This is a genomic window from Pleionea mediterranea (assembly GCF_003148745.1).
GTDB classification, from domain to species: domain Bacteria; phylum Pseudomonadota; class Gammaproteobacteria; order Enterobacterales; family Kangiellaceae; genus Pleionea; species Pleionea mediterranea.
Genome location: NZ_QGGU01000010.1, coordinates 44,040 through 61,778 on the forward strand (window position 1 = coordinate 44,040; position 17,739 = coordinate 61,778).

Genomic DNA, 17,739 nt, shown 5'->3' on the forward strand with positions numbered 1-17,739 from the left:
GTGGCCTATTTACCCAGTTAATCGTCATTTGAAACCTTGTCTTCACCATCGCCTCCTTATCTTTTGCTCTAACCTACTCGCGCCAGTGAAATCAGTTTTGCCGACTGACGTTTTGGTTGTTGACTGCTTTTTACTGTAGCGCTGGGAAAGACATACTTAAATGCCGCCAGATATTGCTCAAAACTCTCCAGAATCTGCTGCGCCCACTCGCTTTGCGTTAACTGCGCATGTTTTTCAATCAAGCCTTTTAATCGTTCAACCGCTTCCGGGTGCTTACTGCCTGACAGGGTTTCGATACTGACAAACTCTGGATTGCAGTTAGCGGTGAAATGATCACCATGATCCAGCACGAAAGCTTCACCTCCAGTCATACCGGCGGCAAAGTTCCAGCCAACCTGCCCCAGAACCACAACCGTGCCACCGGTCATGTATTCACAACCGTGTGCACCCAACCCTTCTACCACCGCAGAACAACCAGAGTTACGCACCGCGAAACGCTCGCCAGCCTTACCGGCCGCGTATAATTCACCGCCAGTTGCACCATACAAACAGGTGTTGCCCATTATGGTATTTCGGCGACTGACCAGAGTTGAGTGGCGCGCCGTTTTTAACACAATACGGCCACCGGACATTCCTTTGCCGACATAATCATTAGCATCCCCTTCAACGGTTATTTGTAAACCCGGAACATTCCAGACACCGAGCGACTGGCCAGCGGTACCGGAAAAATTCAATTGAACGGGATGATCATCACAGCCTTTTTTACCCAGTTGCTGAGCGATATAACCACTTAACCTCGCACCAATGGAACGCTGATAATTTTTAATCCGGTAACTCAATGCAATCGGCTGAGCACTATCGACGGCGAGCCTGGCATCGTCCAGAATCTGTTCATTCAATAAGCCTTTATCGAACGAAGGGTTACTCTTCTCAACGCAGTAATTAGGATGCTTATTAACCACCGATGCACTGCTTAATATGGCATCGAGCTTTATATGTTGATGCTTTGCCAAGGTGGCATCGATCTGCTTAAGAAGATGGGTCTGACCAATAATATCCTCAAGCTTTTCTGCGCCTAATAGACTTAACCACTCACGAACTTCTTCCGCGATAAAATGAAAGTAGTGTTCGACTTTTTCCGGCAAACCACTGAAATGTTGCTTTCTCAACTGTTCATCTTGTGTAGCAACACCGGTTGCGCAATTATTTAAATGGCAGATCCGCAAATATTTACAACCGAGTGCAACCATAGGCCCGGTTCCAAAACCAAAACTTTCAGCGCCCAGAATCGCACCTTTGATCACATCCAGCCCCGTTTTAAGACCGCCATCAACCTGCACCGTAACTTTATGGCGTAAATTGTTTTCCACCAGCGCCTGTTGCACTTCCGCCAGACCAAGTTCCCACGGCGAACCGGCGTACTTGATGGACGTAAGTGGACTGGCACCTGTGCCACCATCGTATCCCGAAATAGTGATCATATCGGCGTAAGCTTTGGCAACACCGGCGGCCACAGTACCGACTCCGGGTTCGGACACCAGTTTCACCGACACTCTGGCCGTTGGATTCACCTGTTTCAAATCAAAAATAAGCTGCGCCAGATCTTCAATCGAATAAATATCATGATGCGGTGGCGGTGAAATTAAGGTTACACCGGGCACCGAGTGGCGCAGATGGGCAATTAACTCGGTTACTTTGTGACCGGGCAGTTGCCCGCCCTCACCTGGTTTGGCGCCTTGCGCAATTTTGATCTGCAACACATCGGCGTTAACCAGATAATGTGCGGTAACCCCAAAGCGACCGGATGCCACCTGTTTAATGCGAGAGTTTTTCTCGGTTTGAAAACGCGCGTCATCTTCGCCACCTTCCCCCGAATTCGAATGGCCACCAAGCCGGTTCATGGCAATGGCCAGTGATTCATGGGCTTCTGGCGATAATGCCCCAATGGACATGGCAGCACTGTCAAAACGGGGAAAGATGTCACTCTTTTGCTCAACCTTATCCGGATGAGAGGCTTGTTCGGCCGGCACCAGTGCAAGCAAATCTCTTAGAGCCAGCGGTGCGCGCTGATTGACACCCGTGGCATATGTTTTGTACGCCTGATAATCGTTTGTATTGACCGCCTGTTGCAACTGCGACACCACATCAGGATCATAGGCGTGGGCTTCGCCGCCGTGTTGAAACTTTAATAAACCGCCTTGTTGCAAAGGTCGCTGGATCAAGGCTGCTTTCTGGTGTTGTCGCTGCATTTCCAGCTCAAGCTGCTCAAACGTTACGCCGCTAATGCGGGAAGCCATACCAGCAAAACATCGTTTTATCACTTGCTCATGAAATCCCAGCGCTTCAAACAGTTGCGCCCCACGATAACTGGCCAACGTCGAAATACCCATTTTCGATAAAATCTTACGCAGCCCGCCATCAATACCACTGCGATAAGTCGATATCGCCTCAAATACTGACTCACTGCCTTTGTTTACTTTCTCAGAACTTATTTGAGAGCTATTGTTTTGAGAGTCACTGGCGAAAGAATGGCCGACAACCATCGACTGCACCGTTTGATAACTTAAATAAGGGTAAACCGCGGTAGCCCCCAACCCAATCAACACCGCAAAGTGATGCGGATCACGAACAAATCCACTGCTCACCAAAATATTGCAGTCACAACGCAGCCCTTCTGTAATTAACGCACTATGTATAGCGCCTGTGGCTAACGCAGGGTGTATTAAAGTTTGCTGCTCACCTTCAGAATCAGAATCAGAGTCATTCATTTGTTCGTATTGATTGAGCCAATCACGATCCGACAGGCAGAGGATCACAACGCCATCGGCAACCACCTGAACCGCCGTGTCTACCAGACGATCCAGAGCCGCCGCCAATGTCTCACCTTTATGCTGCACCAAATCAATGGTGAACTGCCGATAATGCTTGCCCTTAAGCGACTGTAATTGCTGGTATTCGCTTAATGTCAGTACCGGACTGTCGAGCACTACCCGATAAGCGTGTCCGGTGGTTTCCTGAAATACGTTGTATTCGGCACCAATGCAGGTTTCCAGACTCATGCTGGATTTTTCCCGTAAGGGATCAATCGGCGGGTTGGTTACCTGAGCAAACTGTTGCCGGAAATAATCAAACAGGTTACGGGGCTGATTCGACAACACCGCAATGGGTGTATCGTCACCCATGGAGCCCGTGGCTTCGACGCCTTTTTGGAACAAATGACCAATGATGGTGCTTTTTTCTTCCACCGACAGCCCAAATAACTTTTGCATGTACAGCAGTTGATCGTTATTGATTGGATCCGATGGCGGTGAGCTTGAGTCTTGAGGCGACAGCGCCAGATGGTTCTCTTCCAGCCAGGCCCGATAAGGATGACGGGTTTTTAACTCATCATCAATTTCACGGCTTTTCCAGATTTTTCCACGCTCGGTATCAATGGCGAACATTTCTCCGGGACCAACTCGTCCCTTTTCAACCACATCCGCTTCATCGTAATCCCAAACGCCCACTTCCGAAGCCAGTGTGATCACATCGTCTTTGGTGATCACATAACGCGCTGGACGTAAACCATTACGATCCAGCGTACAGGCCACATGTCGACCATTGGTCATAACAATACCCGCAGGCCCATCCCAGGGTTCTATGTGCATGGAATTAAATTCGTAAAACGCGCGTAAATCAGGATCCATACCCGGCAAATTTTGCCAGGCAGGTGGGATCAACAGGCGCAACGCACGGAAAATATCCATGCCACCCGCCAGAAAAACCTCCAGCATATTATCCAGTGACGATGAGTCGGAGCCGGTTTGATTAACCAGCGGCGCTATGTCTTTTAAATCGGGCAATAAAGGTGTGACAAATTTACTGGTGCGCGCTTTCGACCAGTTTCGATTGCCCGTAATGGTATTAATCTCGCCATTGTGAGCAAGAAAACGAAACGGTTGAGCAAATTTCCAGCGCGGTAATGTGTTAGTGGAAAACCGTTGGTGAAACAAACAGATGGCACTGCTGAAATCCGGAGCCTGCATATCCAGATAAAACTTAGATAAATAGCGCGGCATCACCAGTGCTTTGTAAACCATCACCATGCAGGACAGCGATGATACGTAATAATCGGGATCATTGATTTCCCGGAGAATTCGCCAGGCGGCCCGGCGACGGGCAATAAACAGCCGTCGCTCCATATCAAACTTACTCCAGCCGGGCATGCCCTGAACAAAAATTTGCTCTATTTGCGGCAGTGTCGTTAACGCCACTTCACCGCAGACACTGGTATCCACAGGAACTTTACGCCAACCGATGACCGTCAGTGTTTCTCGTTTTATTTCCTGCTCCAACATTTGGCGACAGGTATTTGCGGTCTTTTCATTTTGACTTAAAAACACCATGCCAACGGCAAAGTCTCGGTTTAACGTCATGCCGCATTCTTCCGCTACCCGGCGTAAAAAAGAGTCCGGTTTTTGCAGCAACAAACCGCAACCATCACCTGATAAGCCATCGCTCGCAATCGCGCCACGGTGGGTCATACGATTTAACGCTTCAAGTGCGGTTTGCACCAGCTTATGACTCGCCTCGCCCTGAGTCTGGGCGATCATGCCGAAACCACAGTTAGACTTCGCCTGATTGTGATGATAAAGCTTGTCCATGGTCCATCCTTATTGATTACAACCAGTGTCATGTGAAGCTGGTATTGAATTTCGATGATATTGTTATTTTTATCTTAATTATTTGCTTTATGACGATATGCGTTGTGACGAATATCTGTTTTACTTCGAAATCATACTTTTAGAAATAACACTTTTAGAAACTATACTTAGAAACTGTGCTTAGAAGCTATGCTTAAAAACTATGCTTTGCTGCACAGCAACACAAATCAGTCTATAACGAATAAATAATCACTGTAAAGCAGCTTACCATGAAATATAATTACATATAAACACTAAAAAACAACATTCAAGCCTAACAAAATCAGGCTCAACACCAGAAACCGAACCATAAAAACAAACAAAAGCACTTGCAGACAACCAAAAACAACCCTTTAACATCAATAAGATAACCGCAAAAACCACCCAAAAAAGCATTAACACTCTAGCACTTCAAAAATGTAATTTTATTACATAAACACTGATTTTTATGCAATATTCACATAATTTTTATTCATTACTTATTATCCTAAAAGGCTCCTGTTGATAATGGTTTTAAATCTTCAATTGTTTCTCATATCTTTAAACTTGGTTGATCAGCGGCCGATAACCTATAAGTCAAACGTCCAAATCGAATGCATATTAGCTAATGTAAACGAATCCTGACCAATGAAAGCGAGTCTTCACCCATGAATAAACCATCTCGTCTGGTTCAATATTTTTTACAACACTTTCAAACGAATCGGTTGCCATTAGAGCTTCGGTTGCCATTAGAGCTTCGGTTGCCATTAGATCATTGTCGGCTGGTATTACCCTGTTTTATGTTCTGCGTAGCTGCAGTTGCCTCAATCGGCTTGCAAGCCAAAAATAAGCAGGTAGCCTTGGCAAAAATGATGTCAGACGACACCCGGTATTACAGTCATCTTCATTGGCAGGATCAGCCAGGTGCCGGCCTTGCCATCAAACTCTTGCCGTCAATTAATGCCACCGGCAAAACCGCTTATGATATTCGAGAGCTCAGTGGTAAAGATCACCACAGTGAAGTCAGAACCATTCCCAACGCGTTGGATCAGGTGTTGTTCCAGCTGGTGCATAACAGTCAGTTTTTAACACCCTCAACACACAGCTTCGACTATTATTTGCAGTTTCATATTCAACAATACAACACTCTCTACGCACTGGGTGACAGCAACCATGACTTAAGCCTCGGGTTTGGTCATATCGATCGGGCGTGGAGCCAGATACACGGCGATGATAAGCCTGCAGAAATATCACTGACGCTGGTGCTGTATAACCGGCAACAGCAGCCTGTGCTGGAAGTTCCGGTCACCGCCGAACTGGATCCCTGCGCCCGAAGTGGGCAACCCATGACCTTTTCACCTGATTTGCGTATGGCAGGTGGAGCGACAATCAGTCAAACCTTTTTTGATGGTTTTGCCACAACAACAACCGGACAAACCTTTATTGCGGCCGCCAATAGAACTCTGGAACAAGTTAATCAATACTTTGATCAACGCCCGATCCACGGCACCGTGATCAAAGTTGAGCAGAATGAAATCTACCTGAATCTTGGCGAAGGTATCGTATATAAAAATGAACGACTGGATTTACTTTACGAGGGTGACAACGCCTTGGGCAGTTACCCCGTAAGCCGCCTGGAAGTTGAACAGGTACAGCAGAACAGCGCCATTGTCCATGCACTGGATATGCACAACGCCAATGTGCTGGCAGGCGATCGCGTCAGACTCAATAAAACCACGGCTCCTCGAAAAGCGGTTAGTTTTGCTGGCGAAGCCATTGGTTGTTCGGAACAAAATAATGCCATGGCTGATGCCGATAATAACAATCACTGGTGGTGGCAAAGCGACGAGTAAAGACAGGAGCCGAATAAAGACTAAGATTGAATCTGATTACGGCCATTTTCCTTCGCCTGATACATCTTTTCATCCACCGCAATTAACGCAGCTTCCGTATCGTTATAATCGCAAAGCTCAACAACGCCAGCACTAAAGGCTATGGAAAGCTTGCTATTGCCAGCAATTGGATGACATTGATTGGCACTGGCTAACAGACGTTCGGCAAAAATCATCGCAGCCGCAGCATCGGTTTGTGGTAATAACAGTACAAATTCTTCACCGCCCCAACGGCAAACTTTATCACTGTCGCGCGAATGTTCGTTTAAAATATCTGCCAGAGCCACTAACACTGTATCACCATTATCATGACCGTAACGATCATTGACCTTTTTAAAGTGATCAATATCGATCATCAGCAAACTCGCCGGTTGATGGTAACGTCTGCAGCGTTCAAACTCATCTTTCAGCAGTTTTTGAAAGCCTCGCCGGTTCAACAACCCAGTTAATGCATCCTGTGTGGCGGCCTGTCTGATTTTGTACGACACCAGATCGAGGTTGTAAGCCACCAGCACTGCCGAACCAATAAAAGAAACCAGATAGATAATTTCTCGCGCCCAAAACTCCGGGTCAGGAAATGTCATGGCGTACAAAAAGCCACTGATCACATGAACCATCGACACCAGAGCAATAGTAATCAGAGCAGATACAAAAGACGCATACAAACAGACAAACAGTAGCCCCATAAATGCAGTAATTAATGCCACGGGGCGCATTTCACCAAGAAAGTAATCCCACACGCCAAACATCACCATCCAATGGAATAGCAGAAACAAAAACACCCGATTGGAAAAGCTCAGGCTCATTTCTTTAACGCGAAAGATAACGATTAACACACCGATAAGTGGCGGGTATAAAAATGCCAACATCAATATAAAGTCAGAATACTGAAACGGTGTTAATTGAAAGGTAACGGCAAGCAAACCAATAACAAAAGCGAAATGGTAGGCCACCATTCCCATATAAGTATTGCTTAATAGAATTTTCTGGTACTTTTTACTTTTCAAAACATCAACATCTCACGGCATCGTCCTGCAAAGTATAGCCACAATAGACTATTTAGCACTTAAATAACCGCTGATTAAACCAATTGCTACGATAAATGGGTGGTTGAACCATTAACACGCAACAATAGCCCTTTGATACCAAGCAGTAATTCGATAAACTTTGCAGCGCAAATAGAAAATAATAACGCACAATTAAGGGGAAGCGTTTTGCCAGAAGTCATCGAGTTGCCCGAGAATCATTTATTTAATGTGTTTAATTTATTGTTGCTGGAAAACAAACATCGTCTGGTAAAACAGTTAAAAGAATGTTACGAGCCAAATGTTCACGGTCACAAAACCTGGGCTTCAAGTTTTTTGTTAATGGATTATTTCCAGACACACCGAATAATTAAGCGCAGCACGCAAGCCATTGAATTAGGTTGCGGTTGGGGAGCAGCGGCAATTTATTGTGCAAAAAATGGCGCTCGTTCAGTAACAGGACTCGACATTGATGAAAATGTTTTTCCTTATATGGACGTTCAAGCCGCACTGAACTCTGTGGAAATAAAGAAAATGAAAAAATCCTATGACAAATTAACCGGTAAACAACTATCGGAGTTTAATTTGATCATGGGTGCCGATATTTGTTTTTGGGACGATCTGTCAAAGATGCTTGGTAAAATGATCAAACGGGCGTTAAATAATGGCGTTAAGCGCATTGTCCTTGCGGATCCGGGTCGCAGTCCATTTTACGACCTGGCCGATCACTGCGACAATTTTGCCAATGTTACACTCAGTGAATGGTATGTGTGTGATCCCGAATATTACGAGGGCTTTATTCTCGATATAACACCAAAGAGTGTTTCTAAAAAGAACTAGAGCGTGTTTATCTTTCGTTCTAGTCTGTTCCCATTGGTTATTAAAAAAACAACAAACTCAAACGCGGTTTAGCAAACCAGCTTTGCCGCGTTTTCACCAGCGGACTAACGTCTCCATCTGTCTCAAACTTCAATCCTTTATTCGTTCCACTGCTCGGATTCTGTTGTAAAAATCGACAAAACCGGACATAGGCGCTACTTGCCTCTGCCGCCAGAATTGTTTTAAAGCGCTGCGCTTTCGATTGTTTGATTAACCTTTCCAACGACGATAAGCAGAGTCGATGGTACTGCTCAGCCACATGCCTTTGCCCAGTTAGCTCAGCACAATAGCCAGCATTCTGACAACCGAGTACAAAACATCGAATGGCACAGGCATCGAGTAATTTCGGCTGATGCATAAGTTCCAACAACGGAGTAACGGCCTGTTCAAACCTCTGGAAAGCCTGCGCATATTGTTTGCTGTGGAATAGCTGATCCCCTTTCAGAGTATGCTGTTCCCATAACTCAATAGTGGATGTGGGTACCGTCATAATAATAACAACCATTAAATGCGAATGATTATCATTTATATAATTTATCCCGTTGTCTGTCAAGTGATGACAGTTTCGAGTTGCGAGTGGCGAGTGGCGAGTGGCGAGTGGCGAGTGGCGAGTGGCGAGTGGCGAGTGGCGAGTGGCGAGTGGCGAGAATAGTAAAAACATATGAGTTGCTATATCTAGATAAAAATCTAGGCAGCAGCCTAAATCAAACCTTAGGCCAACCAACCTTCGGTAAAGCGATCCACCCTACTGTAATCCTGATGAGTAATCACACGTAACAGTCCATTTTCAGCAAATAACTGTTGTACTTTTTGCTTTTGGCTGTAGCCGTGTTCAATTAATAGCACCCCATGAGGGGATAAAAACGATGGGGCCTGATGGCAAATAATTGAAATATCGGAAAATTCATTATCTCCGGCAGTTAGGGCCGTTCGTGGTTCAAACAATAAATCACCTTGCGACAGATGCGGATCATCCTGGGCAACATAGGGCGGATTACTGACAATCACGTCAAATCGCTCGCCTGTATTAACCGGCTCAAACCAACTGCCCTGCAAAAAATTGATGTCCGTTTTATTTCGCTCAGCATTAGCTTTGGCCACCAATAACGCCGCCTCACTGTACTCCACCGCACTCACTAAGGCGTCAGGACGTTGCTGTTTGATGGCCACAGCAATGGCACCACTGCCACAACCCAAATCTAAAACAGACGGCTGATCGAGGTCTGCAATAATGGCTAACACACGCTCAACCAATAATTCCGTTTCTGGTCGTGGGATCAAGGTATCTGGCGTTACTTTAAATGGCAGCGAGTAAAACTCCCACTCACCCAAAATATAAGCCACAGGCTCACCTTTAATACGGCGTTCAAGATGTTCACAGATAGAGATCACTTGCTGTTGACTTAATGCCTGGTCGGAAAAAGCTTTTACCCAGCTTAATGAACGCTCTAAGGCAGCGGCAATCAATAAGCTTATATCTCGCTGCGCCACCGAAGCATCGGGCATTTTGGGTAAATAAGTTGTAATAATTTGATCGACGTTATTCACAAATGCTTCACTGCCATTAAAGATCGATGGTTTTCTTTTTTAACGTACAAAAAGCAAATTGATTATCGTAATAAGCCGCTTCATTAATAAAGCTTAAAAAGAGCGTTTCATTATCAGGGTGGACGTATGAAAACTTTTCTCGATACTTTTTGATATCTCCAATTACAATATCTTTATCCTCCATGGTATTAAAAACAATTGCTTCATCATCTAACGATTGAAAATCTTTTCCCTGAATAGTTTTGCTAATGGTAGCAGAAATATTTCCATTTTCGTCCGTAGGAAAACACACTTTACCCGTGTATTCATATACGGTAAGTTTCGAAGGTATATCGGTTAAATTTTGTTGATTCCAACGTTCAACAAAATCCAATAATTGATAAGTAACTTGCTCGGTTTTTTCGATTGTCTCATGATGCAACAATCCCTGAGCCACCGGACCTATTTCAACAATTAAATTTTTATCCGCCAGTGCGCATAAAAAATGATGATCCGGAATCATTTCGGCTTCCGAAGTGACGACCACATCATCACGTTGCTTCGACATATACGCCATCATGGTGTGATGAAATTTATCGTGACGGGTTAATACCAGGTTTGCGCCCATGCTGGCGGTGGAGGTATGCAAATCAATAATCAAGTCGTATTGGCATTGTCCCTTACCACCCAACTGCTTCACCAGTTTATGTGCCAGATTAATTTCTTCGCCTTGCAATGATTTATCATTCAATACAGCCGAGCTAAAACATCGATTTAAATCTTTATCAATATAACGTTGATTAGCTGTCACTGCTTTTGGGTTAGCCAGTAATGTATCGATCTGTAATCCATCGCGCTCAAGCAATTCTGGGCGTTGTTGCCATTTACGCAATAAATAAACACCGGTTGATTCATTACCGTGAGTTCCACCGACAATTAAAACTTTTTTAATGACTTTAAGTGAATCGCTCATGGCACCTCCGAATGCAAAAACGTTTTAATTAGACTCGGCCATTGCTGCCAGTTGATCAGCCTGATATTCATTGATCAAAGGATCGATCACCTGCGCCAAATCACCTTCCATAATTTCATCCAGCTTATACAGAGTTAAATTAATACGATGATCGGTCATACGGCCTTGCGGAAAATTATAGGTCCGAATGCGTTCACTTCTGTCACCACTGCCCACCAGACTTCGTCGTGCTTCGGTTTCTTCCGTTTTCGCCTTATCCTGTTGTGCCGCCAATAATCGTGATTGCAACATGGACATCGCCTTGGCTCTGTTTTTGTGTTGCGAACGTTCTTCCTGACACTCCACTACTACACCGCTGGGTAAGTGGGTAATACGAATCGCCGAGTCGGTTTTATTAACATGCTGACCACCGGCACCAGACGCCCGGTAAGTATCGACACGCAAATCGGATGGATTAATATCGATGGCATCCATTTCGTCGGCTTCAGGCAATATGGCAACCGTGCAAGCCGAAGTATGCACCCGGCCTTGCGATTCTGTTTCCGGCACACGTTGCACTCGGTGCGCGCCTGATTCAAATTTCAAATGAGAAAAAACACTATCGCCAGCGATACGGCAAATTATTTCTTTATATCCGCCATGCTCACCCTGATTTTCACTCAGTACTTCCAGTTGCCAGCGATTTCGCTCAGCGTATTTGGAATACATTCGATACAGATCACCGGAAAATATTGCCGCTTCATCGCCACCGGTTCCGGCACGAATTTCGAGATAAATATTTTTTTCATCGTTAGGATCTTTTGGCAGCAATAATTTTTGCAACTCAAGCTCTAAGCGTTCTGCTTCCGCTTTACCCTGTTTTAATTCTTCCTGCGCCATTTCGCGCATATCGGGATCACTGTCTTTTAACATTTCTTCGGCGCTGCTCACTGTTTCTACGGCCGCTTCATAGTCTTTAAACGACTTAACGACATCTTCCAGTTGCGCGTATTCTTTCGACAGATCGCGAAATTTATTTTGATCACCAATCACATCCGGATCACCCAGTAGTGCCGCAATTTCTTCGTGCCGCTCAACCAGTCCTTCCAGCTTGATTCTAATGGAATCTTTCATTGTTTATATCCGATTTTTTGATTTGTTTTTAACGGCGTTATCACGTGACGGTGCTTTATCGTCCAGCCCTAACATGGTTTTTGCCTGCTGTAATTTAACGGCATTTTTATCGTCGTTTAATCGACGTAAATAACGCGTTGGGTAATGCATAACCTTATTACTGTAACGATAAGCGAATTCTTCCAATACCTGTTCGGCCGATTCACCGGCGGCAATCTGTGCCAAAGCCCGTTGCAGTTCTTGTTGCTTTAAGTCGTTCATTTTGTGTCGGTACTGGCGCACAATATCAACCGACGATAACGACTCCACCCAGTCGACAAATTGTTCGGTTTGATGCGCGACAATATCCTCTGCTTCTTCCGCGGCCTGATTGCGCGCTTTTAAATTATCGTCAATAACATCCTGTAAATCATCAACACTGTATAAATAGACGTCGGATAACTGCCCAACTTCCGGCTCAATATCTCTGGGCACCGCCAGGTCCACCATAAACATAGGTCGATGCTTACGCTTTTTTACACACTCTTCAATCAGCCCTTTTCCTACAATTGGCAATGGACTGGCGGTTGAAGAAATCACAATATCCGCTTTATGCATCCAGTCATGAAGTTGATTTAAGGTGATGGCCGTGCCGCCGAACTGACTGGTGAGCTCCTCGCCTCGCTCCAGCGTACGATTCGCCACAATCATCTCTTTAACGCCCTGATTATGAAAATGACGCGCTGCCAGCTCAATGGTTTCACCGGCGCCAATGTACAAGGCAGTCGCTTGCGATAAGTCGGTGAATATTTTGCGCGCCAAACTGACCGCCGCATAGGCCACCGATACGGCACTGCTGCCAATTTCGGTGTCGGTACGTACTTTTTTCGCCACCGAAAAAGTGTGCTGAAACAATCGATCAAGCAGTTGCCCCATGGTGCCGGCATTTCGAGCAAACTGAAACGCGTCTTTCATTTGCCCCAGAATTTGTGGCTCACCCAATACCATGGAATCAAGCCCACAAGCCACACGCATCACATGCTGAATAGCCTGTTCGTTCTGATGCAAATAAACACAATGTGAAAGCGCATCGGCTTCCAGAGAATGATGTTCCACCAGCCAATTGGTCAACCGCTGATGCGCTTGCTCATCGCCCCGAAAATACACTTCCATCCGGTTGCAGGTGGACAACACAGCCACTTCATCCAGCTTTAGCTCATGCTGCATACGCTGCAAGGCCTGCAGAATATTGGCCGGATCAAAGGCAACCTTCTCTCGAATTTCGACCGGAGCGGTCTTGTGATTAATCCCAAGTGCGGAAACAGCCATGCAATTGCTCCAACTAAGCCAACAAATTGACAGCCAGAAAAGCCATGTTCAATTCAGGTGACTGAGGAAGTGAAGCTGCAGAAAATGTGATCAGGCTGTTATGCATACGGGAGCAATTCATTTTACAGGTGGAGAAATTAGCCCGCATTATAGCATCGGTCTAACGCTTGGGTAACCACCGATCGAAGCCAGTTAGCGCCAATCCCTTGTTTAGCATGACGAACATTTGGGATCAGGCAATATCGAATATCCGCTCTAATTGGAATTTCACCACAAAAGCCCCATAATGCTGAACTTAACCTGGGTCGATTGAGTCCGATATCTGACATGAAACAACACTTAAGTTCAATTCAAATGTCGGACATGTAATTTGAGCTTGCTATCAAATTAAGTTATCGAACGATAAATACGATTACCCCATAAAGGATGATCTTGTTGCGAATGAAACCAACGATACTCATATTAGTCGCTCTACTGCTGATTACCGGTTGCCAAACAACAGGCAGCAAAAGCGCTACCAGTAACCAAAGTAACTCTGAATCGACGCCACTGTTGATCAGCAAAAAGCAGTTATCCGATCGTCAGCGTTCCGATTTGTATAAAGCCATTCTTACCGCCGAGCTGGCACAAGGCAATAATCAGCTGGAAACCGCCGTTACCCATTATTTATATGCCCTGACCATTTACCCGGATCCGGAGATTGCTGCCGAAACCATCGTGCTGGCGCAAAAAACCAAAGATCCGGCAGCGTTAATTCAGGCCTCCAATGCCTGGCTCGAACAACAGCCCAACAGTCAAAAGGCGATTGAAGCGAATATACTGGGTCAACTGATGCAATTTGATCAGTCCGAAGCGTTACGAGAAGACGCCATTAACGAAGCGCTAAAACAAACCCAAAAACTGATCGATCAATTCAGCAATGCCGAAGACGCCTTTGCAGAACTGTCCGGATTGAGCCGAATATACCTTCAGGGCTCAACCCTTGCGCTCTGGCAAACCTACCTGCAGCAACACAGCGACTCGGTATTAGCCTGGTCATTGCTGGCCGATGCCTACACAAAAGCCGCACAACTCAGTAAAAACGACAGTTTTTCCAACAAAGCAGAACAGGCAATCGAAGCCGCCATTCGTACGGATCAAACTTTTGCACCGGCCATCAATTTGAAAATCCAGTGGTTACAACAACAGGGTAACGCCGAACAGGTCACGCCATTTTTGCAGACGTTGCTTCTGCAAAATCCGCAAAATACTGGTGCTTATGCCGCGTTAGCCCAAGATTATTACCGCAACAAAAACTTCGATAAGAGCATCGCTACGGCCAAACAATGGCTCAATGCCGATCCAAACAATCTTCAAGCGCAGTATCTGGTTGCCGCAAGCTACTACGGCCAGCGAGATTTCAATCGCTCGCACGATATGTTTATCCAATTGCTCGACACCGGCTATAAACCTCAGCTCACCTTTTATTATTGCGGTGATACCGCCGAACGGATTGAACAGTTTAATCAGGCCATTGCCTGTTACAAACAGGTTGAAAGTGGCAACTACTGGTACGCCGCGCAGCAGCGACTGGCGTTTTTACTGGTTAATATGGGACGCGAAGAAGAAGCACTGAAACGATTAAAGCAATACGCATTAAACAGTCAGCCCGAGCAGGCAGAAAAAAGCATTGTGTTGCGCGCTGATTTATTAATGCGACTGGATCGACAGCTTGAAGCCATTGAATGGCTCGCCCGATTCATTAACCGAAGCCTGCAAACGGCCGATGTTCCTGTAAAACACTTTGAAGCCATGCATCAAATCAATCCGGAAAATGACTGGGTTGAGTACGCCAATGCCATGGCAAAACGCCTTCCTGAATCCTTGCATAATAACTGGTATTTACGAGTCTCCAGCCTGTTGTCGGAAGACGATAACGCCAAACAGGCGATTGAGTTTCTGAGTCAAATCATTCAGCAGAACCCTGATAACATCGACCTTCTTTACTCGCGTGCTTTACTTCGGGAAAGCACTGGTGAGCTTGAATTAATGGAACAGGAACTGCGTCAGCTCCATCAGCTGGATCCCGATAATCCTCATATTCAAAATGCTCTGGGGTATACCCTGGCCGATGGCAATAAAGAACTCGACTTTGCGTTGGAGCTGATCGAAAAAGCCCAGCAGTCATTACCTTCAAGTGGTGCGGTGATCGACAGTCTGGGTTGGGTGCATTATCGCAAAGGCAATCTCGATAAAGCAGAGCAGTTACTGAAAACCGCACTGAAACTGGAAGCTTCACGCGATGTATTCGCTCACTTAATCGAGGTACTGGTGGAAAATAACAAACAATCCGATGCCGAAAAATTATTGCAACAATTTTGGCCGCAGCTGAATCAACACGGGCAAATTTTGCAGTTGATCACAAAGTATCAGCTGGCTACTCCGGAACAAAACGACTGATGACAAATAGTTCAGTGGATCACTCTATGCCTGGAAAATGGTACTTCGCCCCCTTGCTAATGATGTTTGTTCTGGTTGTTAGCGGCTGTTCATTGATGCGACCAACGCCAGAATTGCCGCAAAACCTGACACCGGAAGCACGCAGTGATTATCTGTCGCAGCTGGATTACTGGCAACTGACCGGTCGTATTGGCATTATCGCCAATGGCGAGTCCAACTCGGCCAATATCAGCTGGCAAAAAAACAAGCAAACCACCAGCGTTCGTATTTACGGAGCACTGGGCGCCACCTACGCACTGGTAACACAAACGCCAACCGGTGCGACCATCAAGTTATCCGGTGATGAAGTTTATCAGGGCGACGATGCTCAATTACTATTGTGGCAAACCACAGGCTGGCATATTCCCATCAATCAACTGCAACAATGGATTTTAGGCTTGCATCAAAATGCGCCGCAATACCAGCTCAATCCACAGGGCTATGTTGAATCCATTGCCTTCGATCAATGGCAACTATCGTTTAACCGCTACCAAAGTTTTTATGGCCTGGCGATGCCTAAAAAATTACGCGCCACCCACCCGGACATCACCATTAAGTTTGCCATTTATGACTGGGCGTTTGTTAATCATGATTAAGCATTTTATTTCATAGTGACAACTGTTACATAATGACACCTTTTAAAACCATCAACCGAAAAAACATTAACGGCTCTGTTATCACGCCATGAATTCATCGCAATCACTGACGTTACCGGCTCCGGCAAAACTGAATTTAATGCTGCACATTGTTGGTAAAAATGAGCGCAACTATCATTTGCTGCAAACCGTATTTCAATTACTCGATTATGGCGACGAGTTAACTTTTGAAGTCAACAACCGTGGCAGCGTGACGCTCGACTGCAATGCTCCGCAATTGATTAACGATAACAATCTGGTATTAAAAGCGGCGCAGCTGCTGCGTCCTTATGCGGCTGATAATGCAGGCGTTCATATCACCCTTGAAAAACGACTGCCCATGGGCGGTGGCATAGGTGGTGGCAGTTCCGATTGTGCAACCACCTTGTTGGCGTTAAATAAATTGTGGCAATGCGAACTTTCTCTCGATACCCTCGCCAACCTCGGCTTACACCTTGGTGCCGATGTTCCCGTTTTTGTTAAAGGAAAAACCGCCTGGGCCGAAGGCATTGGCGAACAGTTAACCGCTCATAAATTGCCCGAATTATGGTACCTGGTGGTGCATCCTGAATGTTTTGTATCCACCGAGAAAATTTTTTCAAATAAAGCGTTGACACGCGACAGTGAAATCAGCAAAATACGCGACTTTCTCGCACAGGGTGGTCCCAGGCGAGGTTCCAATGTTATGGAACCGGTTGTGTTTGACCTCTATCCTGACGTTAAAAAGGTTCGTGATTGGCTACTGCAGTTTAATCCCGATGCTCGTATGACAGGCAGTGGAAGTTGTTTGTTTGCACCCTTTGACAACGAGCGAGAAGCGCGTAAAATAGCGTGCCGGTGTGAATGGCCCAACTTTGTGGCTCGCGGAGTAAACACTTCTCCTGTTCATACCAAGCTTTTTGAATAACATGTTTCCATAAGTGCTATTCAACTCCCACAGGGGTGTCGCCAAGCGGTAAGGCAACGGGTTTTGATCCCGTCATTCGTAGGTTCAAATCCTGCCACCCCTGCCATTTTCTTCTTTGTTTATTATCTCTTTTCTATTCGAAGCCTTTGGAAACTCATTGTTTTTAAAAATTGATCTGTGATCAATGGTATTTCTTGCAAGCAATTTGCGTGAGTCGCGAATGAGTCCCACTGTCAGCCAGTAGTCATTTAGATACCTTGGCTCCATCACTGTTTTATCTGTCGCCTACAATCCTATTGCCTATTGAACAGCAACCAAAACAAGGATGATTTTCTAACCGA

13 protein-coding genes and 1 tRNA gene are annotated in these 17,739 nt (G+C 45.6%); 6 read left to right on the forward strand and 8 right to left on the reverse strand.

The genetic code is table 11. The features are described 5' to 3' along the window. Positions 1–68: 68 nt before the first annotated feature. Positions 69–4,643, reverse strand: coding sequence for a glutamate synthase large subunit (gene gltB, locus C8D97_RS13715; protein ID WP_109764365.1), 4,575 nt, complete (start codon positions 4,641–4,643; stop codon positions 69–71). 686 nt (positions 4,644–5,329) lie between these two features. Between gltB and C8D97_RS13720 the strand changes: the two genes are divergently transcribed. Further along, complete coding sequence (locus C8D97_RS13720) at positions 5,330–6,514, forward strand: hypothetical protein (protein WP_109764366.1); 1,185 nt, start codon at positions 5,330–5,332, stop codon at positions 6,512–6,514. 20 nt (positions 6,515–6,534) lie between these two features. On the opposite strand, the gene C8D97_RS13725 is transcribed toward C8D97_RS13720, so the two are convergent. Next, entirely contained in the window at positions 6,535–7,560 is a 1,026-nt protein-coding gene (locus C8D97_RS13725; RefSeq protein ID WP_146196155.1) for a GGDEF domain-containing protein, read from the reverse strand. 99 nt (positions 7,561–7,659) lie between these two features. Between C8D97_RS13725 and C8D97_RS13730 the strand changes: the two genes are divergently transcribed. Further along, a complete protein-coding gene (locus C8D97_RS13730) occupies positions 7,660–8,418 on the forward strand; it encodes a class I SAM-dependent methyltransferase (RefSeq protein WP_245411459.1) in 759 nt (252 codons plus the stop codon). 40 nt (positions 8,419–8,458) lie between these two features. On the opposite strand, the gene C8D97_RS13735 is transcribed toward C8D97_RS13730, so the two are convergent. The 6 genes from C8D97_RS13735 to C8D97_RS18040 form a co-directional block, all read right to left on the reverse strand. Beyond that, on the reverse strand, positions 8,459–8,947 hold the full coding sequence (locus tag C8D97_RS13735) for a hypothetical protein (RefSeq protein WP_170115256.1): 489 nt from the start codon (positions 8,945–8,947) through the stop codon (positions 8,459–8,461). Between the two features lie 221 nt (positions 8,948–9,168). Then, positions 9,169–10,005: a peptide chain release factor N(5)-glutamine methyltransferase gene (gene prmC / locus C8D97_RS13740; protein WP_109764370.1), complete on the reverse strand. Its 837-nt coding sequence runs from the start codon at positions 10,003–10,005 to the stop codon at positions 9,169–9,171. 16 nt (positions 10,006–10,021) lie between these two features. Continuing rightward, complete coding sequence (locus C8D97_RS13745) at positions 10,022–10,957, reverse strand: aspartoacylase (RefSeq protein ID WP_109764371.1); 936 nt, start codon at positions 10,955–10,957, stop codon at positions 10,022–10,024. A 24-nt stretch (positions 10,958–10,981) separates the two neighbouring features. Beyond that, a complete protein-coding gene (prfA, locus tag C8D97_RS13750; protein WP_109764372.1) occupies positions 10,982–12,070 on the reverse strand; it encodes a peptide chain release factor 1 in 1,089 nt (362 codons plus the stop codon). A gap of 3 nt (positions 12,071–12,073) precedes the next feature. Then, positions 12,074–13,378 carry a glutamyl-tRNA reductase gene (hemA, locus tag C8D97_RS13755; protein ID WP_109764373.1) on the reverse strand — a complete coding sequence of 435 codons (1,305 nt, stop codon included), beginning with the start codon at positions 13,376–13,378 and terminating at the stop codon, positions 12,074–12,076. A 137-nt stretch (positions 13,379–13,515) separates the two neighbouring features. Further along, positions 13,516–13,707 (reverse strand): hypothetical protein, encoded by a 192-nt coding sequence (locus tag C8D97_RS18040; RefSeq protein ID WP_146196156.1) that lies wholly within the window; start codon positions 13,705–13,707, stop codon positions 13,516–13,518. Positions 13,708–13,819: 112 nt separating this feature from the next. Here C8D97_RS18040 and C8D97_RS13760 point away from each other — a divergent pair, with 112 nt between their 5' ends. The 4 genes from C8D97_RS13760 to C8D97_RS13775 all read left to right on the forward strand — a co-directional run bounded on the left by C8D97_RS13760 (position 13,820) and on the right by C8D97_RS13775 (position 17,504). Then, positions 13,820–15,817: a tetratricopeptide repeat protein gene (locus C8D97_RS13760; protein WP_170115257.1), complete on the forward strand. Its 1,998-nt coding sequence runs from the start codon at positions 13,820–13,822 to the stop codon at positions 15,815–15,817. Next, positions 15,817–16,452, forward strand: coding sequence for a lipoprotein insertase outer membrane protein LolB (gene lolB / locus C8D97_RS13765; protein WP_109764375.1), 636 nt, complete (start codon positions 15,817–15,819; stop codon positions 16,450–16,452). The genes C8D97_RS13760 and lolB overlap by 1 nt, the downstream gene beginning before the upstream one ends. Before the next feature lie 88 nt (positions 16,453–16,540). Next, complete coding sequence (gene ispE / locus C8D97_RS13770) at positions 16,541–17,398, forward strand: 4-(cytidine 5'-diphospho)-2-C-methyl-D-erythritol kinase (protein WP_109764376.1); 858 nt, start codon at positions 16,541–16,543, stop codon at positions 17,396–17,398. A gap of 31 nt (positions 17,399–17,429) precedes the next feature. Beyond that, positions 17,430–17,504, forward strand: a tRNA-Gln gene (locus C8D97_RS13775). Positions 17,505–17,739: the final 235 nt, after the last annotated feature.